Raw genomic sequence first — 22,976 nt, forward strand, 5'->3', positions numbered from 1 at the left:
TGTGGCCCTCTTCCCTGACAGGAGGGTCGGCAGCATGAGTTCGCGTCGTACTTGGATCATGATTCCCGTTCTGGCCGGCGTATTGGCCATAGGCTGGCGTTTGCTGCCAGCCTCGCAAGAAGCTCAAGCAGGGGGAGCCTATCCGCCTGCCGTCGTCGAACTATCCAGCGTCGAGTCCCAGACCGCTCCTCGTCTTTTGCATGCCGTCGGTGCACTGGAAGCCTGGCAGCAAGTGCTGCTCAGTGCAGAGACCAGCGGCCGTATTCGCAAGATTGATTTCACCTCCGGACAGCAAGTCAAGGCAGGCCAGCCACTGGTTTTGCTCAATGACGAACTGGAACAAGCCAGCGTGCGCCGCGAGCAGGCACAGGTCAAACAGGCCGCCATTCAGCTCACCCGTGTACGCAAGCTGAAGGAACAGCAAGCCGCTACCCAGGAGCAGTTGGATCAAGCCCAGGCCGATCACGCTGTGGCCCAGGCCCAACTGCAATATCAACGCGCTGAACTGGCCTTGAAACAGATTGCCGCCCCCTTCTCGGGTCGCATCGGTATCACCAGCTTGCATCAGGGCCACTACTTGCAACCCGGCCAAGCCATCGCCAGCCTGGTCGATGACAGTCAACTGCGTGTGAATCTGACCGTGCCAGAGCAAAGCCTGCCGGATCTGAAGGTGGGCCAGACCCTGCACGTACAGGTGGACGCCTGGCCAGGCGAGAACTTCCAGGCTGAAATCAGCGCCATCGATCCCTTGATTGGAGATTCGCGCACCGTGCGCCTGCAAGCGCTGCTGCCCAACCCGGACAATCGCCTGAAAGCGGGGATGTACGCCCGTGCTCAATTGAAGCGCCCCGCCGAAGCGCCCGTCCTGACCGTGCCCGAAACCGCATTGACCTACACCGCCTACGGCCAGACCGTGTTTGTGGCCTCCCCCACGGATCAGGGTCTGTGGCAGGTCAAGCGCGTGGCCGTACAAACTGGCGAGCAATGGGATGAACGTGTCGAAATCATTGATGGCTTGAAAGAAGGCGACAAGGTTGTGAGCGCCGGCCAGATCAAGATTCAGGACGGCTCCACAGTACAAACCGCCAAGGACAAGGAGCCAGTATGAACACCACCTCCCGTCCCGGCTTTACCGACTTGTTCGTTCGTCGGCCGGTACTTGCCCTGGTGGTCAGCGCCTTGCTCCTGATGTTGGGGCTGTTCTCCTTGGACAAGCTGCCCATCCGGCAGTATCCCCTGCTGGAGAACTCCACCATCACGATTACCACCGAGTACCCCGGCGCCTCTGCACAACTGATGCAAGGCTTTGTCACCCAGCCCATCGCCCAGGCTCTGGCCTCGGTGGAAGGGGTGGATTACCTGTCCTCCAACTCCGTGCAAAGCCGCAGTGTCGTGACCCTGCGCATGGAGCTGAACCGCGACTCTACCCAGGCCCTGACCGAAGTCATGAGCAAGGTCAGCCAGGTGCGCTACCGCCTGCCTGAAGGCGCCTATGACCCGGTTGTGGAACGTTCCTCCGGGGACTCCACTGCGGTGGCCTATGTGGGCTTTTCCACGACGTCAATCTCCATCCCGGAACTGAATGACTATCTGTCCCGCGTGGTGGAGCCCATGTTCTCCACCATTGATGGCGTGGCGAAAATCCAGACCTTTGGTGGTCAAAAACTGGCCATGCGACTGTGGCTGGATTCGGATCGCATGGCGGGCTATGGACTGACGGCTGCCGATATTGCCCAGGCTGTGCGTGCCAACAACTATCAGGCCGCCCCCGGCATGGTCAAAGGCCAGCATGTCTTGAGCAATATTCAGCTCAATTCGGACCTGACCAGCGTGGCCGAATTTCAGGACCTGATCGTGCGCGAAGACGGCACCTCGCTGGTTAGACTGCGCGACGTAGGCAAGGTAGAGCTGGGAGCAGCAGCGACGGAAACCAGCGCCCTGATGGATGGCCTGCCCGCGATTCACCTGGGCTTGTTCCCCACTCCCGGCGGCAACCCCTTGCGGATTGTGGAAGGCATTCGTGATCGCCTCCCAGCCATTGAGGCCACCTTGCCTCCCGGCGTGGAAGTGGCCCTGGCTTTTGAAACCGCCCGCTTCATCCAGGCCTCGATTGATGAGGTGCTCAAGACCCTGACCGAAGCCATGATTATCGTGGTGCTGGTGATTTATCTGTGTCTGGGTTCTTTCCGCAGCGTGCTGATTCCGCTGGCTACCATTCCCTTGTCCATGTTGGGAGCAGCCGCCTTGATGCTGGCCTTTGGTTTCAGCATCAATTTGCTGACCTTGCTGGCCATGGTGCTGGCTATCGGACTGGTAGTGGACGATGCGATTGTGGTGGTTGAAAACGTACACCGTCACATTGCCGCCGGACGCTCACCCGTGGTGGCGGCTTTATTGGGCGCACGTGAAGTGGCCGGCCCAGTGATCGCCATGACCCTGACCCTGGCCGCCGTCTATGCCCCGATTGGGCTGATGGGTGGCCTGACTGGAGCACTGTTCAAAGAGTTTGCCCTGACGCTGGCCGGTGCCGTGCTGGTATCCGGGGTCGTGGCCTTGACCTTGTCCCCAGTGATGAGTTCCTTGCTACTGCCCTCACAGCAAGATGAAGGTCGCATGGCGCACCTGGCAGAGAGCTTCTTTGGTGGTCTGTCGGCCCGCTACGGTCGATTGCTGGCCCGCTCCTTGCGCCATCGCTGGATCACGGGCGCCATGGCCTTGCTGGTCTTTATCAGCCTGCCCGTGCTCTATCAAATGACGCACAGCGAACTGGCTCCCATTGAAGATCAGGCCAGCGTACTGACAGCCGTGAAAGCTCCGCAAAATGCCAACTTGGCCTATGCCGAGCGCGACGGCAAGCTGCTGGATGACACGTATCGTGAAGTGGCCGAAACCGAAAGCACCTGGTTGATTGTGGGGACAGACGGCCCGGCCGCCAGCTTTGGCGGGATCAACCTGAAGGACTGGAGCAAGCGCGAGCGCGATGCCAGCGCCGTACAGGGTGAGCTGCAAGGACGTGTCAGCGCGATTCCCGGCAGCAGTATCTTCGCCTTCCAGCTTGCCCCCTTGCCCGGTTCCAGCGGCGGTCTGCCGGTTCAACTGGTACTACGCAGCCCCGGCGACTACCGTACGGTGTACGACACGATGGAGTGGGTCAAACAGCAAGCCCGTGAAAGCGGATTGTTCGTCGTGGTAGACAGCGATCTGGACTACAACAAGCCCGTTTCCCGCGTGGAAATTGACCGCAGCAAAGCGGCCAGCATGGGGATCAGTCTGCGAGATATTGCTGATTCCCTGGCCGTACTGGTGGGCGAGAATTACCTGAACCGCTTTTCGCTGGATGGTCGCTCGTATGACGTGATTCCACAAAGCCAGCGTGAACTGCGCCTGACGGCTCAAGCACTGACACGTCAGTTTGTACGCAGCGCCAATGGCGAGCTGGTGCCCTTGTCGGCCATGGTTCAAATCCACAGCGAAGTGGAACCCAACAGCCTGCACCAATTCAACCAGCAAAACTCGGCCACGCTGCAAGCCATTCCAGCACCGGGCGTAACGCTGGGGCAAGCAGTGGGCTATCTGGACGACATCGCCCGGCAATTGCCCGCAGGCTTTACGCATGACTGGCAATCCGAGTCGCGCCAATTCACCCAGGAAAGTCAGTCTCTGGTGTGGGCCTTCCTGGCCGCGCTGGTGGTGATTTATCTGGTACTGGCCGCGCAGTACGAAAGCCTGGTGGACCCCATCATCATTCTGGTGACGGTGCCCTTGTCCCTGTGCGGTGCCCTGCTGCCTTTGGCCCTGGGATTTGGCACGCTCAACATCTACACCCAGATAGGTCTGTTAACGCTGGTCGGCCTGATCAGTAAACACGGCATTCTGATGGTGGAGTTTGCCAATGAACTGCAATTCAAAGAGGGCCTGAAAAAGCCCGAAGCCATCTTGCAAGCCGCCCGCATTCGTTTGCGCCCCGTGCTGATGACAACCGGGGCCATGGTCTTTGGTCTAGTGCCTCTGCTGTTTGCCTCCGGTGCGGGTGCTAACAGCCGCTTTGGCCTGGGCGTAGTGCTGGTCTCGGGCATGTTGATCGGCACAATATTCACCCTGTTTATCTTGCCGACTTTGTATACCTTGCTGGCGCGTGATCACGCCCATCAAGCAGACACCCCGCGGGCGCGCGATTTGGCGCAAGCCCTGCGCCCTTCGACTGGAGAACACTCATCATGACGCCACAACTATCAAACAGGCTAGCGCCTGTGGCGCGTGCTCTGCGACTGGTGATCCCCAGCCTGATCCTGAGCGGTTGCGCTGTGGGGCTGGACACCTCCATTCCCACCGCTCCAAGCTTGGCCGACACCAACTGGAACAGCCAGTTCGCTCAGGCCACCGAGCAACGCGAAAACTGGTGGACCTTGCTGCAAGACCCGCAGCTGGACGCCTTGATTGCCAAGGCCCTGGATCACAACCTGGATATTGCCCAGGCACAGGCCCGCTGGCGGGCCTCCCGCGCCCTGATCGACGAGCGCCAACACGACCGTCTACCCGCCATCACGGCCCACGCCAGCTATAACCGTAGCGGCTCACAGTTTGCCGCGCCCGACGGCTCCATTGATCACGGTATTACCGAGAACTGGCGCCTGGGCATGCAGGCCACTTGGGAGATCGATCTGTTGGGTCGTCTGGAGCAACTGGCCCGTTCTGCACAGGCTCGCAGCGAGGCCAGCGCAGACCAACTGGACCTGACTCGCCAGGCTATCGCGGCTGAACTGGCACGCCAATACGTGCAAGCCCAAGGTTTGCAACGGCAACTGGCTCTGGCTGAGGATGACGTACGCAGCTGGGAACATACGATCAGGCTGGTGCAGGCTGGCGTCTCGCTGGGTCGGGAATTGCCGGAGAATCTGGACAATGCCCAGGCTGGTCTGGAGCGCGCCAAAACCCTGGTGCCCCAACTGCGCAGCGACCTGGAACTGGCTCGTTTGCGCATCCAGGTACTAAGCGGCGGGCAAGCCGGGAGCATTGATACGCCATTGCCCAGCGCCAAGGCACCCTTGGCCGCTTCCTTGCCGTTAGGCGATGTGAACGCCATGCTGTTCAACCGGCCTGACGTACGCGCCGCCCGGCAAGAAATCCTGGCCAGCTCGCACGAAGTGGCCGCCGCCACCGCCGAGCTGTACCCCCGCCTGGATCTGGCTGGCTTTATTGGCTTTTTTGCTTTGCGAGGTAGCGACCTGGGCCATGCTGCCCGTGCCTTTGATGTTTCACCTGCCATGCAATGGCCTGCCCTGCGCCTGGGCCATGCCAAAGCGCGCTTGCGTGGCATGGAGGCGGTGGCCGATGAATCACGCCTGCACTATCAACAAGTGCTGTTGCAAGCTCAGGAAGAAATTCAGGGCTCTTTGCAAAGGCTGACTCAACATCAGGAAAGCCTGCTTAGCCTGACTCGGGCGGCGTCACATCTGGAAAATGCCCATGAGCGTGCCTTGACGCGTTATGAAGTGGGAGCCGGTGCCTATCAGCAAGTGCTGGAAAATCAGCGCAGCCTGAACCAGACCCGGCAAGAACTGGCAATAGCGGAAACCGGCTCGTACCTGAATGTAATTGCCTTGTATCAGGCCTTGGGTTGGGGAGTGGCGACACCAAGCTCCACTGAGTAACTTCAAGCTTGATCGGATTGGGGGTGGTCTGTCTCGAAGATAGGCCGCCCCTTTTCTATTTGTGCATCCGTCTGTTGCAAAAACTCGGATAGATTCGCAATCTTGCTTTGCATTAGCCGATCCAGCAGCTTTCCGCCAAACCACAACAAGGCGCAGCAGAAAAACGTAATCGGCAATACATACCAACGCAGCCAGACCGATGCATCCAGCAACCAGCCAAGCGCGGTAAAAATCACCACTAAAGTGCAGGCAATCCAATTATTGCGTTTGGCCTTGAGCAAGAATTTCCTCAAATCCAGGTGGCCACGGTTCAGAGTCTCTAATTGCTCGTAAAGCTGATCGCGGTCTTTTTGCAGTTGAACCCAGGCAGCGCGCTGCTCTGATGTCACCGCAAGGGCAGACCGGGGCTGTTCATATTCCTGATGGCTCATTATCTCTACGCTGCAGCAGCGGCGTACTCTGGAAAATCGCTATTGTAGGAGGAATGAAAACGGGTAGTGTTTCTGCCTTTTTCTCTTTACCAAGCAAGCCTATGCCTACCACTTCAATCACGCGCCTGCTCTAGCCAGCCACCGCAGCTCAGCCAGGCCAAAACGCCTGGCTAGTTCCCCAGCAAGGACGAACCTTTTTGCCCCAGGGACAGCACTTCACTGGCATTCACAATGGCAATCGAAATATCCTCAATCGTGCTGCGCTTGTTCATGGCCTGCTCACGAATCAAATCGTAGGCCTGGTCCTCGGACACCTGATGGGTACGCATCAAGATCGTCTTGGCTTGCGCCACATGCCGCTGCCCCATCAGTTTGGTTTGCAGCTTGCTGATCAGCCGACGTTGCTGGCGCAGTTCTTTATGGTATTTACGTGCCAGCACCACCGTGGACAACAAGCCAAAAGAGCGTATGGGCGAAGGCAGGATCGCCTGAATATTCAAATCCAGCACGGCCGACACTATCGTGGGATTTTCATAATTGACCACGGCAATAATCGTGGGTGCTTCCTCCTCGCAGACCCAATCCAGGCGCAGGTGCAAAAGATCAGGCTGCACGGCCAGAAACACCAGATCCGTTCCTGAAGGCAGGTTTTGCGTGGGCGGCCAGATCGTCTGGACCGAACACCCGATACGCTGCAGTTGCTGGGTCAGCAAGCGGCCATCGCTATCGTCCGGATGCATGACCACCATCGTCAATTGCCGCAGTTCCTTGAGCTGCGGCGAGGTGGCATGCGGAAAACGATTCCGCACTCGCAAAGGCTTGTTTGCCGGCTCATCACCGTAGGAAGAGGAGTTGGCCACGCTTTATGTCTCCAAAGTATCCAGCTTGGCAGTCCAGTCGCCCAAGGAATGGGTAACCAGATACGGGTCGGGCGAGACCGGGCGCGTTGCCTGGCGCACAATCGCAAACTCGCCGTCGGCATTGATGCGGCCAATCCGTGGATAAAGCCAAGTATGGTGATTATTGGGATCGATCTTGATCCGCCCCTGAGGTGCATCCAGTTCACTGCCCAGCAGGTAGGGCAGCAGATCTCCGATCGCATCACTGGCGGATTGTCGATACGCATTGGCGAACAAATGCATCTGTGAATAGGCAGCTTCCCAGCACAGATTAGGGTGGCAGTCGGCCCCAAAGCGCTTGCGCAAACTGGCCAGACAACGCGCATTGACCTCCGACTCGATGGACTGAAAATACGGTGCGGCGGTGAAGTGTCCACAGGCAATTTCCGCGCCCATCTGGGCAATCTCGGCCTCGGAGGTCGTCAAACTGGCAATGGGCATGGTTTGCGGATTAAAGCCCGCATTGGCATAAGCACGATACAGATTGGCAGTGGAGTCCCCCACCACGGTGGAGAAAATAAAGTCCGGCTGTTTCTGGCGTATGTCTTCCATGATCAGGCTGTAATCGCTCTCGCTGGCATCCAATGGCAGATAGTGTTCGCCCAGCACTTTGCTATCGGGATGCTGCATGACCAGCTCGCGCATGATGCGATTGGACTCATAGGGGTAGATATAGTCCGAGCCAATCATGTAGACCCGCGCGCCAAAATTGCTGGTCATGAAATGCGCCAGCTGCACACTGTTCTGATTGGGCGCCGCGCCGGTATAAATCACATTGCCCGAAAACTCGAAACCTTCGTACAGGGTGGGATAGAACAGCAGCTTGTTCCACTTCTCCACAATCGGGATCACGGCCTTGCGGCTGCTGGACATATAACAGCCAAAGATCACATTGACGCGGTCCTGCACAATCAGCCGCTCGGCCTGTTCAGCGTAGCAAGCGGGCCTGGACGCCGGGTCGTAGCACACCGCCACCAGTTCACGCCCCAGCAGGCCACCGGCCTCGTTGATTTCCTCAATCGCCAGTTTGGTGCCCTGCCATTGCGACTGACCAATGGTAGAGGTCATGCCGGTTGCGGAATAAAGAACGCCGACGCGTACGGGTTCGTTGTGAGCCAAAGTCCATCTCCTGTCTAGCATGGTAGGGGCGCAGGTCGACGGACCTGCCGGTAAACACTACGAGCGAGCATCAGGTTACTCCAAAAAACTGCATTACTCTGGCCCCCACCACGCTTGCACTCCTATGAAAACTACCAGGCATCCATCATGATCAGGGTGCCGGGCAACCAGCAGGTCAAGGCCCCGATCAAGACGGTATACGCAGGCAAGATACGCAAGGACCGTCCCAACCCCAAGGCCAGGAAAAACAGAAACCACAGGCTGGACCACAAGAGCCACATGGCGATCAAACGCGGATCGCTGGCAGACCCGGCAAAGGCCAGTGCGCTGATGGCAACGAACAGGCAATACCAGCCAAAGCCCACTCCTTTCAACCCATACCACTGCACCACAGCCAGATACAGATAGGTGAAGGCAAACAGCAGCCCACCAGCAACGGCAAAGTAATCCGCCATTTGCTCGCCGCGCTGCAAGCCCAGCAAATTGATGAACAGGGCCAACAGCCCCACCAGCAAGTTAAAGGGGGCCAGGTCCCGACTTTCAATACGTCCAGTCAAACCCACGCCATTCACAATCAGCACAGCCCCAATAAAGAAAAGCGCAACACCCAACATGGCATAAGCCTCCAAAACAAGGTGACGATTCCGGCCTGGCTGGCGTCAGATCTTGCTGACGCTGCGTGAGCTCTGTGTATCGCGATGGCATCGTGCCGCGAAGCAAGGTTCCAGATAGTTCGCAACCTAACTACGAGGTCGGATTTATTTCAGGCAAACAAAAAGGCCCAGACCGGTTCAAGCATTGAACCGGTCTGGGCCTTTTTGCCCGGCATCGGCGCTGGCAGCATTGGCAGCGGATGTCGTATCTATTTGGAAATGTCGCAGCGATCTGAAATCGCGATCGGTGCAATTCTTACATAGCCCGGACTATCGCCTGTACTAGCGATTACCCTAGCGGCTGATGATTGGCGTGCTGAATATATTTTGTGCTACAGTACTTCATCGATTTAACGATCTGATTCTTATTTCATGAACCGCCCCGCATCCTCTTTGCCAAGCACTCTGCCCCTGTCGCGGGCCGCGTCGCTGCGGGCGGGCTCCCCTCCATCTGTCTTGCTGTTGACTGTCGTCGCCCCAGGCGTCGTCAATCAAGCCGCAGTCGTGTCCGACGTCGTCGTCGACACACGCGTCTACAGCGTCTGCTCCTAAGACCTCTTTTTCTTTTCCTGCGCCATTGATGCGCCTGGAATGTCTTTGCAGACAAACCTAATTTATTTAGACAGATAAAGAACATCATGATTTCTTCTTCTCGCGCCCAAGCGGGTGCTATTGCCTTGTTCGTGCTGCTTTGGGGCAGCGCGGGTATTTTCACGCGTATCGGTCTGGATCATGGCTCGGTTATGGCCATGCTGATCCTGCGTTTTGCCATCGCCCTACCTATGGTGATCATGCTGGGGCACTTCAATGGCGGCTGGCTGCCGCCCAAAGGGCAACGTCTGCTGCCAGCTATCAGCGGTTTGCTGATGATCGGGCTGTATTCGTTTTTCTATTTTGAAACCCTGGCTCAAGGAATCACGCCGGGTCTGCTGGCGACGATCCTGGGTGTGCAGCCGATTCTGACCTTGGCTTTGACCGAGCGGCGTTTTTCTTTGAGCCGTGTGGCCGGTTTGGCACTATCGCTGACAGGGCTGATTCTGGTGGTGTATCAAAGCCTGATTGTCAGCCGTTTGTCCGTGATGGGTCTGGTATTTGCAATTGCTGCTTTGTTGAGCATCACTGTGGGGACCATTGTTCAAAAGCGTCAGCCCGTGGGGGCGTTGCAAGGAATGCCTTTGCAGTATTCCTTGTCTCTGGGCTTGTTTATTCTTGCGTCCCTGGGTTTGGGACAAGAAATCCGCTGGGAGAACACATTGGGCTTTTGGGGGCCGGTGGTCTGGCTTGGTCTGGTGATTTCCGTGCTGGCCCAGTTGCTGCTGTATCGCATGATTCGCAGCGGGAATCTGGTCAACGTTACTAGCCTGTTTTATCTGGTTCCTGTGGTGACAGCCGGGCTGGATTTCCTGATTCTAGGGAATACCTTGGCGGCTCGCGCTGGGTTGGGACTGGTGGCTATCTTGGCGGGTCTTTGGCTGACGTTACGGAAGAAAGCGGCGTAAGTCTGCCTGTATAGGTGGGGATTCACGGAGAGTGAAATCGGTCTTTGAATGATGAGATCGGTCTCCGTGAAGCCACCACTTGGGGCCCTCTGCAGGGATTGGGCTGAGCACTTGCCGGTGCTGCGCACCGGTACCCTTGTCAGGAGATAGCTACGGGCGCACCCTGAACTCCCGGGGTGGTTCGTCCCCCGGACGAACCACAAGCGCCCCGGTCAAACAACAGGGCGCTTGCATCCCTACGCTATCTCCTGACCGCGGCAAGTACTCTGATCCGCCCAATCCCTGCAGAGGGCCCCAAGTGGTTCACAGTGATGCAACTCCACGACTCAAGCCGGTTTGCTTCCAAGATCCAAGTGCTGCATACACAGATCCAATGCCTGGATCTCCATTTTTAAGCAGCAACCCTCAAAGCCCCCTCTAAAAGCCCCTGGTTTACAAGTTCTCGCTACAGATTGATGCCAATCATCAGTGTGTGAGTACTGCGAGCACGTTGATCATCAGTAATGTTTACTTTTGGGCTTTTTCAACTAGCCTCACTGCGCTCAACCGCAGTGCCTCTCCAATCCATCTCAACAACTTGGCCGACAACAGACCCAGCCTACCAAGCGCCAAGCCTAGAAACGGTACACAGCCCCCGTCCCCTCTACAACCAGCACTTTCCCCCGTCCAAAATCGGTTTTTCTATATTTCTCCGTTGTGAGCCGCTTGGGGGCCGGGTCCAGGGGGGTGGGCGATTCAGACTGCTTGCCGCAGGCGGTTCTGATATCCGGGATGCAAGCCCTGTGCTGTTTGAGCCCGACGCTTGTGATTGGTCCGGGGGACCAATCACCGGGCGAGTTCACAGGGCGCCCGGATATCAGAATCGACAAGGGTACCGATGCGCAGCATCGGCAAGTAGTCAAGCCCGCCCCCCTGGACCCGGCCCCCAAGCGGCGTCCCCACAGAGACACTAAACAAAAAAAACCGACATCTCCAACCCTGGGGTCGGGCGAGATATCGGTTCAAAAGCCGGGGGCCTGTTCCCGGCGTGCTACCGTTTCAAAACGTGCTTCTAATTATTAATTCCAGAAGAACTCATCGCAGCCACCTCAATGCGCCGCAATCCACTCCAACAGTTCCTTCTCCCCTTGCCAAGGCTGACTACGATCCCCACTGGCAGCCCGCTCCTCGGCAACAAACTCGGGGGTAATGGCATCCTCCTCATTCCCCCACTCATGGCGAATAAAGCTCAACACAGCCGCCAGCTCCGCATCACTAAACTGCTCTGCAAATGCAGGCATCGCCCCCTGATATTCCTGGCCTTTCACCGTGATAGCTCCCGTGACCCCGTGCAGCACCAGTTGCGCCAGTACCTTGGGGTCACCCTTCACCCACTCTGAATCCGCCAAAGGCGGGAACACCCCTGGCAAACCTTGCCCCGTCGCCTGATGACACGCCACACAGGCATTGGCATATAGCTGCTTGCCATCCGCAGATACACTGCCAGGCGCAGGAGCCAGAACCGCCAAAGGACGCTGATCCCCCAAACGCGGAGAGCTGTTGGGCTGAGCCGAGACGATGTAATACACCGCCCAGGCCAGCAAGGCCAAAATCACCAGAATCACTATGCGCGGAATCGGGTTGTACTGCTCGTGGGGATCAGCATTCTCGCTTTGACGACTTTGAACAGGCCGGTTCATTCCTCACTCCCCACCACATCAGCACTCAAGATCGGATACACATGCTTGAGTGACTGCAAATACACCACCAGATCCAAGGCCTCCGGACGGGCTACCACCACCTTGCCCTCCGGTGCCACACCCGGCGGCAGACTCACGACGCGCTCGTCAGGCTGCACCTGATCCGGGTTCTTGGCTTCAAACAAGAAACGATAGGGAGGCATATTGCTACCCGGCGAGTAAGCGCGCGGATCGTACAGGTGCCCCAAATGCCAATCCTGACTAGGCTGACGCACACCAATATTGAACAGATCCGGCCCGGTACGCATGGTGCCCAGCAAAGGTGGGTCGTCGTAGTGATAATCCCCGGCGACCGAAGCACGCCCCCAGCCACGGCTGGCATCCGCTACACCCGCGCCCGTTGTACTGGGCTGCTGCGTGTGACAAGTAATGCAGCCATTGCCCCGATACACCGCCCGACCCCGCACTTCCTGGCTGGTATAGGGCGACAAACCTTCAGGAGCAGGCTCATCCTTCAACTGCAAAAAAGGCACCACAATCATGGCTGCCGTTGCCAAGGACAAGGTCACCATGGACCCGATGATCAACTTCAGTTCGTTTTCCATGACCTTAAACCTCCAGCTCAGCGGTACGGCGCACTGCAGCCGAGCGGGACTCGGTCAAGGCAAACGCACCCGACTTCACAATCATCAGCAATACGTGCAGGGCAAAAACCAGATGGCCCAGCGTCATCATGGCGCCGCCAATAGAACGGCCTTGCAACCAGGGCATGGTGACTGCCACCGATTCCATAAAACCACGGGCTGGATCCAGCAAGGCCAAACCTTGCAGCACGCCACCAATGCTGAGCGTGATCATGTACACGGCAAAGCCAGCCACCACCAGCCAGAAGTGCCAGGAGATCAAGGCAGGCCGGGGCCAGGCCGTGTTCAGAATGCGAGGCAAGGCAAAGTACACTCCGCCGAAAATCACCATGGTCACAAAGCCGTACATACCCAGATGAGCATGAGCCACCGTGAAGTGCGTGAAGTGTGTAATGGAATTCAGCGAACGCAAGGCTTCAGCAGAACCTTGCAGGGACGCGACGGTGTACATCATGGCGCCAAAGACAATAAAACGCAGAACGGGCGAGTGACGCAGCGCACTGAAATGCCCCTTCAGCGTCAAATGCTGGTTAGCCGAGAAGGCCAGCACCGGAATCACCATCATCACGCTTTGCACGATGGACAAGGTAATCAGCCATTCAGGGATAGGACCACCAATCAAATGGTGCGCACCGACCTGCCCGTAGAAAAAGGCCAGCGTCCAGAAACCCAGCAGCGACAAGTTGTAGGAGCGCACAGGGCGTCCAATGACTTTGGGCAGGAAGTAGTAAATAGCGGCAATCGACATGGGGGTATAGAACAAGCCCAGCACGTTATGCCCGAACCACCAATTCATGGTGGCTTGTTCCACCCCGAAGTGCACGCCAGGAACCTTGGCGACCAGATACAGAATGGGGAACCAGAACAGCGCCGCGCCGATGTACCACACCGACACGTACAAGTGCTTGACCTTGCGTTGCGAGAGCATCAAGGCCAGCGGCATACCGATCATCATGCCGCCAAAGGCGAACAGCACACCGATTTGCCAGGGGATTTCCAACCACTCCAAACCCGCATTCAAGCCAATGGCCAAAGCACCAATCCCCGCCACCAGCGCAGCATTCCAGACCAGACCGCCCACCATCACCAAACGGCCACCCAGCAAAGGGGTCTGCAGCAAGCGCGGCAACATCCAGATTGTTAGCCCCAACAAGCCCATGGGTGCCCAGCCATATGCCACGCCATTCAGGTGAATCGTGCGCAGACGGCCAAAGCTCAACCAGGAAACGTCACCCAGAAACTCGGGCCAGTGCAGTTTCAAGGAGCTGATCAAACCCGCAAACGAGGCCACCACCAGCCAGACCACCGCACAGACAATCAGTAAGAACGCAGGCATGGAACTGGAACGGTCGGCCTGTTCACGCGCCGCCATTTCAAGCGCGCTGGTTTGCTGACCATGGTTCTCTGCAATATGGTCGGCCGCCGCCAGGCTTAGCGCCTGCCGTTGGGCAGCATCGGCCGAGGGTTCTTCGGGCTGGCCGATTTCGCCCTTGTGAAAAATAGTGCGCGCACCACTGACGTCAGCATCGAACAGGCCCTTGCGCAAGGACCAGATAAAGGCAAAAAGCCCGGCAATCGACAGGATGAATGCGGCAAGCAAAAGCGCCGTCGGGTTCATGGTATTCCTCTGATTAGATAGGCCCGCAGCCCACACGGGCACGGACGAAAACACCCGGCAAGGCTACCTGTCGGCACAGAGCATTCCAAGAATCAGTTAAAGCTTAAAAAACCCTATCAGTTGTCCTGAAAGCCCCGCAAATTGCCGTTTGCTTGTGCTTGAAGACATACCCATCAGATAATAGAAAAACCACATTTATTGAAATTACCGTATCAGATGGAGCACAGAAGGACATGAAACTGTACGAGACGCTGGCCAAGGAACTGGCCCAGGCCATTCTTGACGGCACAGTTGCCGCAGGCGAGCGCATGCCCTCTGTGCGTCAATTGATGGATAAGCACAAGATCAGTGCCTCGACGATTTTCCAGGCGTATTACCGACTGGAAGCACAAGGCTTGATCAAGGCGCGTCCTCGTTCGGGCTACTACGTCTGCTCCAGCCTGGCGCCTCATACCTTGGAGGCGGACACGGCCTCCCAGCCACCGCTGCAAGCGACCAGCGTCAACAATAGCGACCTGATCATGGCGATCCTGCAATCCAGTTCAGAGCGTTCCGTAGCGCCTTTAGGCTCCGCTTTCCCCAGCCCTGTGCTCTTTCCTCTGGAACGCCTGGGCCGCTTCTTGTCTGCCAGTCTGAAACAGCAAGATCCCTGGGCCAGCGTGGACGATCTGACCCAAGGCCACGCGCCCCTGCGTCGCCAGATTGCCTTGCGCTATCTGGCTCAAGGCATGGCCATCAATGCCAACGATATTGTGATTACCAACGGAGCTCTGGAAGCGCTGAACCTATGTCTTGCAGCGGTAACTCAACCGGGTGACATCGTGCTGGTGGAATCGCCCACCTTTTATGCCGCGCTGCAATCGCTGGAACGCATGAAGCTGCAAGCACTGGAAGTGCCCACCCACCCGCGTGAAGGCATTGATCTGGAAGCGCTGGAACACGCGATCAAACATCACGCCCCCAAAGCCTGCTGGCTGATGACCAACTTCCAGAACCCGCTGGGCAGCCTGATGCCCGATGCGAAAAAAGCCCAATTGGTCGAGCTGCTGGCCCGCTATGAAATCCCCTTGATCGAGGACGATGTTTACGGCGAACTGTACTTCGACACGGAGCGCCCCCGCCCCGCCAAAGCCTTTGACCGTCAAGGACTGGTGATGCACTGCTCCTCTTTTTCCAAAACCCTGGCACCTGGCTATCGCATCGGCTGGGCTGTGCCGGGACGCTATATACGTGAAGTCGCCCAGGCCAAGTTGACTACTACCCTGACGTCTCCCGTGCCCACCCAATTGGCCCTGGCCAGCTACCTGGAAAAAGGTGCGTACGAGCAACACCTGCGCCGTTTACGCACTCAACTAAAAAACCAGTATGCGCAGTTCTCCAAAGCCTTGGGACGCTACTTCCCCGCAGGAACTCGGGCCACCCGCCCCGAGGGCGGCTACTTCCTGTGGGTAGAGCTGGAAAAAAGTGTGCAGACCTTGGAACTGCATCGCCAGGCCCTGTCACAAGGCATCAGTCTGGCACCAGGCTCCATCTTTTCAACTACCCAGAATTACAGCCATTGCCTGCGTCTTAACTTTGGCCATCCGTGGACAGAACACAGCGATCACGCACTGGAAATACTGGGTAATTTATGCCGACCATTGCCACTTAAAAAGTCATGAAGCGTAGGGCCTGGCGATAGAAAATAAGAATAGGCAAGTCATTGAATAACAAACGAAAAGACAGCACGATGACTCAGTTACATAACGCAACAACACTGTCTATTCAGGAGTTTTTGATGGCCCATACCTTACGTAGCAAGCTGATCGGTGTCTGGCAATTGGTGTCCTTTGATTTTGTCCCGGAAGATGGCTCGCCCAATTACCCGGGGTTTGGGCCAAATCCCATTGGGCAATTGACGTACACAGAAACAGGCTATGTGACAGCGCAACTAGGTAGCAAAGACAGAACGGAGCAAGACAGCAGCCAAACGCTACTAGACAAATACTTGGCCTACGCAGGAACATTTGAGGTCGATGAAACCTCTCAGTGTGTTACCCACTTTGTAGACATGTCCCTATCTCCCAATTGGCTCGGTATTCCCCAACCACGTTTGGCACGTCTTACCCAGGATGAGCTCGAACTGACGACAGGCACGCCTATCACCGTCGCAGGCAAGCTGGGCACAGGCACCCTCTTGTGGCATCGTGCCAAGCCTGTCTGACCGCTTGGCCCCCCACGGCCAGCTTATGCTGGCCGTTTCAGTTTTGAGTCTCACTATCTAACAGGCCCAGAAAATAATCCACAATCGCGTGTGCGCGCCTGTCCTTGCGCATGGCCAAGGACAAGGGAATCGTAAACTGACGCTGCTGCGGGTCCACCGCAATCATCTGGCCCTTCTCTACCCAGCGAGCCGCCACGTGCTCGGGCAAGAAACCGATGTATTCCCCCGTCAAAATCAAAAAGGCGATTCCTTCCCGGTCACTGGCCGTGGCAACACAATTCAGATCCTGGTGTTGCCCGATCGCCTCCGGGCTCATGCGATAAGCAGGCGCAATGGCCGCAGCCCGGCGCAAGGCTTCCTGAGACACTGTCCCTTTTTGCACCGCGGCAAACAAAGGATGCTCCCAGGAGCAATACAGAAAATAAGGTTCGGCATAAAGCGTGCGATATTCCAGCCCGCTCAAGGCATTAGTTTCAGGCAGCACGCCCATATGCAAGCGACCATCCAGTAAACCACGCTCAATCTCACCCGGCGTACTCATGCTGATATGGACGCGCACCGCCTCACTGTTTTGCCGCAAGGCACGCAAGGCCGAGGTGATGTGCATATGAGGCTGCGAGATCAGGCTATTCATCAAGCCTATATTCAAGTCCCCCCGCAAACTGGAATGCAGCTGGTTCACCTCACTGCGGAAATTCTCCACCGCCGCCATCAAGGTTTCACTGGCCCGCAATACCTGTCGCCCTTCTTCCGTCAAGGCAAAACCCGCCCGGCCACGCTGACAAAGCCGGATTCCACCCAAACGTTTTTCCAGATCGCTCATATGCAAGCTAATGGCCGAACGTGTAATGCCCAGCACGCCTTCCGCGGCTGAAAAGCTGCCCACTTGCGCTACTGTTCTGAACACACGCAGTAGACGCAAATCAAAATCGGAAACCTGCAAGAGTCCTTTGAGTTGCATATAGGTGAGTAAAACAATAAGTGAAGTTGAATAAAAACGTATTTTACTCAACAACTTAGCTGCCTACACTGGGGGTATTCACCGCCTTGAGGAGACCACCATGAACTCACCCTACTTTGCGCCACAGCAGATTGCCAGTGAACTCAATCTCCAGTCCCACTGGATGCCCTTTACCGCGAACCGACACTTCCAGCAGGACCCGCGCCTGGTGGTCAAAGCCGAAGGCAACTGGCTGTACGATCAGGATGGCCGCCAGATTTTTGACAGCCTGTCCGGGCTTTGGACTTGTGGTGCCGGACATGCTCGCCATGAAATCCAGGCAGCCGTGCATCGTCAACTTGGTCAACTAGACTACTCCCCTGCCTTTCAGTTTGGACATCCCGCCGCTTTTCAACTGGCCGACAAGCTGACCCAGCACACCCCTGACGGTCTGGATCATGTTTTCTTCACGAACTCCGGTTCTGAATGTACCGACACCGTCGTGAAGATGGTGCGGGCGTACTGGCGTATTAAAGGCCAGGCGACCAAAACCCGTCTGATTGGCCGTGCTCGTGGCTACCACGGCGTGAACGTGGCCGGCACCAGCCTGGGAGGCATAGGCGGTAATCGCAAGATGTTCGGGCAACTGATGGATGCCGACCACCTGCCCCACGTACTGCAAGCAGACTGCGCCTTCACGCGCGGCCAGCCCGAAACAGGGGGCCTTGCCCTGGCCGACGAACTGCTGAAACTGATCGAATTGCACGACGCCAGCACCATCGCCGCCGTGTTTGTCGAACCCGTCTCCGGATCGGCAGGCGTACTGGTGCCACCTACCGGCTACCTGCAACGCCTGCGCCAGATTTGCGACCAGCACAACATTCTGCTGGTCTTTGATGAAGTCATCACCGGCCTGGGCCGCCTGGGAACCTATACCGGGGCCGGATACTTTGGCGTCACCCCCGACATCATGACCATGGCGAAGCAATTGACTAACGGTGCCATCCCCATGGGCGCGGTCGTTGCCAGCAAGGAAATCTACCAAACCTTCATGGGCCAGGACTTGCCACTGCACGCCGTGGAATTCAGCCACGGGCACACCTACTCTGCCCACCCCGTCGCCTGCGCCGCCGGACTGGCTGCCCTGGAGTTGCTGGAACAGGACAATCTGCTGCAACGCTCCGCTGAACTGGCTCCGCATTTTGAACAAGCCCTGCACCAGCTGCGCGACAGCCCGAATGTCATCGACATCCGCAACTGCGGCCTGGCGGGTGCCATTCAGCTCGCCCCACGGAATGGCGACCCCGCCATCCGCCCCTTTGAAGCGGGACTACAACTGTGGAAACAGGGCTTTTACGTACGCTTTGGTGGCGACACTCTGCAATTTGGCCCCACCTTTACCTCTACCCCCGAGCAACTCAACTCACTCTTCGATGCAGTGGGAGGCGTCCTGAAGAACCTGGCTTGAACGCAGCAACAGGGCGGTCATGGAAAGACCGCCCCACACACCAACCAAGACCTGGAACAGGGCCTAAAGGAGACAGCCGCTGTCAACCAGGCTGTAGCCTCTGCTCCAAACACGACAAAAGCGCCATAATAGAATTTTTGCCCCACAAGCATCGTTCAGCGCCATGAGTCCATCCCGCCCCGCCGTTTTTGCACAAGCCCCTATTGGCGTGTTTGATTCGGGCGTGGGTGGATTGTCCATCTGGCGTGCCCTGCGCCAATCCCTGCCCAACGAGCATCTGCTCTACCTGGCCGATTCCCAATACGCTCCCTACGGAGACCGATCCCCCGAATGGATTGTGGAGCGTACCCTGCAAATGACTCAATTGCTGGTAGACCAGGGCTGCAAGGCGCTGGTCATCGCCTGCAACACCGCCACACTGGTAGCCGCCCCCGCCCTGCGCTCCAGGCTTTCCATCCCCATCATCGCCATCGAACCCGCCATCAAACCCGCTGCCACCTTGAGCCGTAGCCGTAGCGTCGCCCTGATGGCCACCAGCCGCACCCTGGACAGCAGCGGCCTGCAAAGCCTGATTGACCGCTATGCCAACGACGTGGAAGTCATACGCATTCCCTGTCCAGGGCTAGCCGACCGGGTCGAGGCCCTGCAACTGTCAGGCCCGGAAATCGAAGCAGAACTCAAAGAACGATTGGCCCCCGCCCTGCAAAGCCAGGCCGATACCCTGGTCCTGGGCTGCACACACTACCCCTTTCTGCGTCCCACAATCGAAGCCATCAGCGGCTCGCGCTTCCATATCCTGGAACCGTCCTTTGCCGTCGCCGCGCAAGTGCACCGTCGCCTGGAGCAGGCCAACTGCCTGAACACACAAGCCCAGGCAGGCAACAGCGCCTTCATCAGCAGCGCCCCCGTGGACCAAGCCCAAAAAGTCATCCAAGCCCTGACAGGACTGAGCGAACCCACCATGCTGGCATTCCCCATACATTCGCTAAACGTGCTGTAAAAACGGCCTCTACTCAATCTCTCGCCATGTTCAATAAGAGCAGCTTGAATTGGCTGCTCCAGCTAATTGACCACTAGCTTTAGCGGTCCACCGCCCCCCATTCACCCTCTCCACTCGACTCGACTCAGCGTTCGAACTGACGTGATGACATGACGCCCCTCCCCCCGGACGGTTTTAAAGTCAGCCCGAACAACGATCCTGCCCCATCACAACTCAAACCAGCACCCCACCCAAACAAAGACTCCAGGCCTCACTCTTGAAGCCTATGAAAACTGCTCGGGGTGCTGGCACAGGGGCGCGGGGCGAGTCAGACCACTTGCCGCAGGCGGAGTGACGATCGGGGATGCAAGCAGCCTGCTGCTTGAGCCCGAAGCTTGTGGTTTGTCCGGGGGACAAACCACCGGGCGAGTTCAGGCTGCGCCCCGATTGTCACTCTGCCAAGGGGACCGACGCGCAGCGTCGGCAAGTGGTCCGCCCCGCGCCCCTGTGCCAGCACCCCGAGTAGCGGCCTACGAAGAGTGCTCTGCCCCCCACTCAGCAGCAACCAACGCCCCCAAGCCTGCTCCACCTTCAAGCTCAGCAAGCTGCCGCGGCACTGGCGGCGGCGGCGGCCGCCGCCGCGGCACGAACAAGGCATTCAAGGCGGCTGAGCTGCGCGGGCTGGCCCGCGACGGAGCTTCTCATCCGCCGCACGGCGCTGCCGCGGCCGACCAGCCCGCCGGGCTTCCTGCCCACCGGCCGGCTGGCGAGGCGGTCGGTCGACCGGCGGTTTGGCTCTCGCGTTCGCGGGGCGGTGCGCACCTTCACTGCCGCAGTCCTGGTCCGTGCTGCTGGGCGTACGCCGGTGCGTATGCTGGCGCCGGTGGCTGATGACCTTCTCTCCCCGTCTTCCCAAGTCCCCGGCATTGCAGCGCATGCAGCAAGCCGGGCTTACTCTGTCCATGGCCCTGCTGCTAAGTGCTTGTAGTGGTGGCTCCGGCGGCAATGATGGCTCCACCAGTCCTGGCGTGGACCCGGAACCCCCTACCGTTGAACCCGGCGACAAACCCCAGGCCCTGGGTGGCAAAAAAGCACTGATCGTCACCATCGACGGTTTGAGCTACGAAGCCTTGTTGCAAGCCCGTCAGGCCGGCCAGCACCCCGCCCTGAAATCACTGACCATCGCGCCCGCACAAACCGGCGGCTATGTCGGCACCAGCAGCGAACAACGCACCCTGCCCGTCCCTGGCTGGGCCTCCCTGATCACCGGCGTTTGGGCAGACCAGCACGGCCTGCGTGGCGTAGGCACTGCCGCTCCCACACTGAGCGCCCCCACCCTGCTAGCCCTGGCTGACAAGCAGCCCCAGGCCGCCATGGCCCTGAGCGCCGCCGACTACCGCAAGCTGCTGGGTGAAGACCTGCAGGCCGGACGCATCGTCGAAGCGGCCAACTGCACCGATTCCGACAGCTGTGTCAGCGAGCAAACCGAAAAATACCTGCAGCAAGGCAAATCCCTGATTCTGGCCCAGATCCAGGCTCCCGCCCGTGCCGCATCCCAGGGTGGCCTGGGTGGCCAGGCCTACCAGCAAGCCGTGCAAGCCTCGCTGGCCTCCGTGGACAAACTGTTTGCCCTGATCGAAAAACGCAAGCAGGCAGACGCGTCGGAAGACTGGTTGGTCATCCTGACCACCAGCTATGGTCTGGACGAATTTGGCGGCACCACCGGCTCGCAATTCAACCGCAACAAGACCAGCTTCATCGCCACCAACAAGACACTGGCCTCCTTGCCAGCCGTTGACAGCGCCGTGACCAGCACGACGGACATGAACACCCTGGCGGCTGTCATCGACATTGCCCCCACCGTGCTGTCCCACCTGGGCATCCAAAGCGAACAGTACCGCTTCCGTGGCTCACCACTGCAAGCTGAAACTCGTGTGCGCAACGTGTCCTTCAGCAAACCCGCCGACAAGAACATGGTGGACCTGAAATGGGTACTGGATGGTGACGCCTCACAGGAAATCCAGGTCATGCGCGACGGCAAGCTGATCGCTACCCTGCCTGCCGGCACAACCCAGTACTCCGACCCAATGCCCACCTCGGACACCGAGCAGATCTACTCGCTCTATTACTCGATCCAGACAGGCAAGGCAGCGTCCGCCCTGAAAGCAGAAGTAGGTTACAAGCCCCCACCCAAACTGGCTGACACCCTGAAAAACGGCCTGCAAAGCTACTACACCTTCAACGCCCAGCCTTTTACCGACAGCAAGGGTGGCAGCAGCCTGCAAACCTCCACCCCATCCGTGCCCGCCGGTCAGCTGATTGCCGCCGACTTCCTGGACCCCAGCACCGCCAAAGGCGGCCTGCGCATCCTGGGCAGCAATGTTGATGCCAATGGCAACCGAGGCTACCGCCTGGCCATGAGCCGCGACCTGTTTTCCCTGAGCAGCGTGCCCAAAATGACCATCGGCTTCTGGTTCCGCACCCCCGACAACTGCCAGGGTTACGGCGCTTCCATCATGGCCAACAAGAACTACGACTCGGGCAACACCGCCGGTTTTGCACTGGGCCTGTTCAACTCCGGTGGCTGCGATATCCGCTTTAACACCGGCTACGGCGGTGGCCGTAATGAAAGCCAAGGCTACAACGTCACACCCAACGAGTGGGCTTATGTTGCCGTCGTGATCGACAAGACAGATGGCCGGATGCTGGGCCACGTATTCGACCCCAAGAAAGGGGCGCAATTCAGCTCCGTAGCCCTGGAAGCCCGCACGATCCAGGCCCTGGGCGGCACTGGCACGGGTGAACTGGGCTTGAACGAAGACGTTACCGGCCAGTACTACAAACGCTGGGGACGCAGCGACATCAACATGGACTTTGGCGAGCTGGCCATCTGGGATCGTGCCCTGAGCACGGACGAGCTGACCAGCATCTATGAATCTCGCCAACCTTTGTCCAGCCTCCAACCCTGATCGCCACGCAAGGACTTTTCATGACTCCCAAGAACACCTCACTTACCTTCGAGCGCCTCAAACGCGCATCTGTCTTGCTGATGTTCTGCGGGCTGCTGGCTGCCTGCGGCAGCGGCGGCGGTAGCGGCTCGGATGACACCGGCTCGCCGGAAGGACCGACCGAACCGAGCAAGCCCACTCCAGAACCTGCGCCGCAACTCAAATGCGCCCCTTGATTGATTAAG

18 protein-coding genes are annotated in these 22,976 nt (G+C 58.2%); 10 read left to right on the forward strand and 8 right to left on the reverse strand.

Translation table 11 applies throughout. The features are described from left to right. The first annotated feature begins 34 nt into the window (after positions 1 to 34). From D0C27_RS14010 to D0C27_RS14020, 3 genes are read left to right on the forward strand one after another with little or no spacing between them, the layout of a single operon-like run. Entirely contained in the window at positions 35 to 1,108 is a 1,074-nt protein-coding gene (locus D0C27_RS14010; RefSeq protein ID WP_009459332.1) for an efflux RND transporter periplasmic adaptor subunit, read from the forward strand. Further along, the gene (locus D0C27_RS14015; protein WP_137431198.1) at positions 1,105 to 4,221 is read left to right on the forward strand and encodes a MexW/MexI family multidrug efflux RND transporter permease subunit; all 3,117 of its coding nucleotides are present in this window, start codon (positions 1,105 to 1,107) and stop codon (positions 4,219 to 4,221) included. Before D0C27_RS14010 ends, D0C27_RS14015 begins: the two co-directional genes overlap by 4 nt. Continuing rightward, complete coding sequence (locus D0C27_RS14020; RefSeq protein ID WP_240688260.1) at positions 4,218 to 5,651, forward strand: efflux transporter outer membrane subunit; 1,434 nt, start codon at positions 4,218 to 4,220, stop codon at positions 5,649 to 5,651. Before D0C27_RS14015 ends, D0C27_RS14020 begins: the two co-directional genes overlap by 4 nt. Positions 5,652 to 5,653: 2 nt before the next feature. Here D0C27_RS14020 and D0C27_RS14025 read toward each other — a convergent pair whose 3' ends face one another. From D0C27_RS14025 to D0C27_RS14040, 4 genes are all read right to left on the reverse strand, one after another. Next, the gene (locus D0C27_RS14025; RefSeq protein ID WP_137431199.1) at positions 5,654 to 6,082 is read right to left on the reverse strand and encodes a hypothetical protein; all 429 of its coding nucleotides are present in this window, start codon (positions 6,080 to 6,082) and stop codon (positions 5,654 to 5,656) included. A gap of 170 nt (positions 6,083 to 6,252) precedes the next feature. Continuing rightward, the gene (locus tag D0C27_RS14030; RefSeq protein WP_026484656.1) at positions 6,253 to 6,942 is read right to left on the reverse strand and encodes an ANTAR domain-containing response regulator; all 690 of its coding nucleotides are present in this window, start codon (positions 6,940 to 6,942) and stop codon (positions 6,253 to 6,255) included. A 3-nt stretch (positions 6,943 to 6,945) separates the two neighbouring features. Beyond that, the gene (locus tag D0C27_RS14035; RefSeq protein WP_035271988.1) at positions 6,946 to 8,100 is read right to left on the reverse strand and encodes a transporter substrate-binding domain-containing protein; all 1,155 of its coding nucleotides are present in this window, start codon (positions 8,098 to 8,100) and stop codon (positions 6,946 to 6,948) included. 131 nt (positions 8,101 to 8,231) lie between these two features. Next, entirely contained in the window at positions 8,232 to 8,714 is a 483-nt protein-coding gene (locus D0C27_RS14040; protein ID WP_060186338.1) for an AmiS/UreI family transporter, read from the reverse strand. A gap of 677 nt (positions 8,715 to 9,391) precedes the next feature. Here D0C27_RS14040 and D0C27_RS14045 point away from each other — a divergent pair. After that, positions 9,392 to 10,252, forward strand: coding sequence for a DMT family transporter (locus tag D0C27_RS14045; RefSeq protein ID WP_009459353.1), 861 nt, complete (start codon positions 9,392 to 9,394; stop codon positions 10,250 to 10,252). Between the two features lie 1,088 nt (positions 10,253 to 11,340). Here D0C27_RS14045 and D0C27_RS14050 read toward each other — a convergent pair. The 3 genes from D0C27_RS14050 to D0C27_RS14060 are packed head-to-tail and all read right to left on the reverse strand — an operon-like array spanning position 11,341 to position 14,193. Continuing rightward, positions 11,341 to 11,931 (reverse strand): c-type cytochrome, encoded by a 591-nt coding sequence (locus D0C27_RS14050; protein ID WP_137431200.1) that lies wholly within the window; start codon positions 11,929 to 11,931, stop codon positions 11,341 to 11,343. Continuing rightward, complete coding sequence (locus D0C27_RS14055) at positions 11,928 to 12,536, reverse strand: cbb3-type cytochrome c oxidase subunit II (RefSeq protein ID WP_035271983.1); 609 nt, start codon at positions 12,534 to 12,536, stop codon at positions 11,928 to 11,930. The genes D0C27_RS14050 and D0C27_RS14055 overlap by 4 nt, the downstream gene beginning before the upstream one ends. A gap of 4 nt (positions 12,537 to 12,540) precedes the next feature. Beyond that, positions 12,541 to 14,193: a cbb3-type cytochrome c oxidase subunit I gene (locus tag D0C27_RS14060; RefSeq protein WP_026484662.1), complete on the reverse strand. Its 1,653-nt coding sequence runs from the start codon at positions 14,191 to 14,193 to the stop codon at positions 12,541 to 12,543. A gap of 233 nt (positions 14,194 to 14,426) precedes the next feature. On the opposite strand from D0C27_RS14060, the gene D0C27_RS14065 reads away from it, so the two are divergent. Beyond that, the gene (locus tag D0C27_RS14065; RefSeq protein ID WP_137431201.1) at positions 14,427 to 15,854 is read left to right on the forward strand and encodes a PLP-dependent aminotransferase family protein; all 1,428 of its coding nucleotides are present in this window, start codon (positions 14,427 to 14,429) and stop codon (positions 15,852 to 15,854) included. A 116-nt stretch (positions 15,855 to 15,970) separates the two neighbouring features. Beyond that, complete coding sequence (locus D0C27_RS14070) at positions 15,971 to 16,396, forward strand: lipocalin-like domain-containing protein (protein ID WP_009459361.1); 426 nt, start codon at positions 15,971 to 15,973, stop codon at positions 16,394 to 16,396. A gap of 37 nt (positions 16,397 to 16,433) precedes the next feature. Here the strand turns inward: D0C27_RS14070 and D0C27_RS14075 are convergent, their stop codons facing one another. Continuing rightward, positions 16,434 to 17,357 (reverse strand): LysR family transcriptional regulator, encoded by a 924-nt coding sequence (locus D0C27_RS14075; RefSeq protein WP_137431203.1) that lies wholly within the window; start codon positions 17,355 to 17,357, stop codon positions 16,434 to 16,436. Between the two features lie 100 nt (positions 17,358 to 17,457). Between D0C27_RS14075 and D0C27_RS14080 the strand changes: the two genes are divergently transcribed. The 4 genes from D0C27_RS14080 to D0C27_RS14095 all read left to right on the forward strand — a co-directional run bounded on the left by D0C27_RS14080 (position 17,458) and on the right by D0C27_RS14095 (position 22,967). After that, on the forward strand, positions 17,458 to 18,804 hold the full coding sequence (locus tag D0C27_RS14080; RefSeq protein WP_137431204.1) for an aspartate aminotransferase family protein: 1,347 nt from the start codon (positions 17,458 to 17,460) through the stop codon (positions 18,802 to 18,804). A gap of 163 nt (positions 18,805 to 18,967) precedes the next feature. Beyond that, complete coding sequence (gene murI / locus D0C27_RS14085) at positions 18,968 to 19,804, forward strand: glutamate racemase (RefSeq protein ID WP_137431205.1); 837 nt, start codon at positions 18,968 to 18,970, stop codon at positions 19,802 to 19,804. Between the two features lie 869 nt (positions 19,805 to 20,673). Next, entirely contained in the window at positions 20,674 to 22,752 is a 2,079-nt protein-coding gene (locus D0C27_RS14090; protein ID WP_137431206.1) for a LamG-like jellyroll fold domain-containing protein, read from the forward strand. Positions 22,753 to 22,772: 20 nt separating this feature from the next. Next, positions 22,773 to 22,967, forward strand: a complete 195-nt coding sequence (locus tag D0C27_RS14095; protein WP_137431207.1) for a hypothetical protein — start codon at positions 22,773 to 22,775, stop codon at positions 22,965 to 22,967. Positions 22,968 to 22,976: the final 9 nt, after the last annotated feature.

The organism is Alcaligenes faecalis (assembly GCF_005311025.1).
Lineage (GTDB): Bacteria > Pseudomonadota > Gammaproteobacteria > Burkholderiales > Burkholderiaceae_B > Alcaligenes > Alcaligenes phenolicus.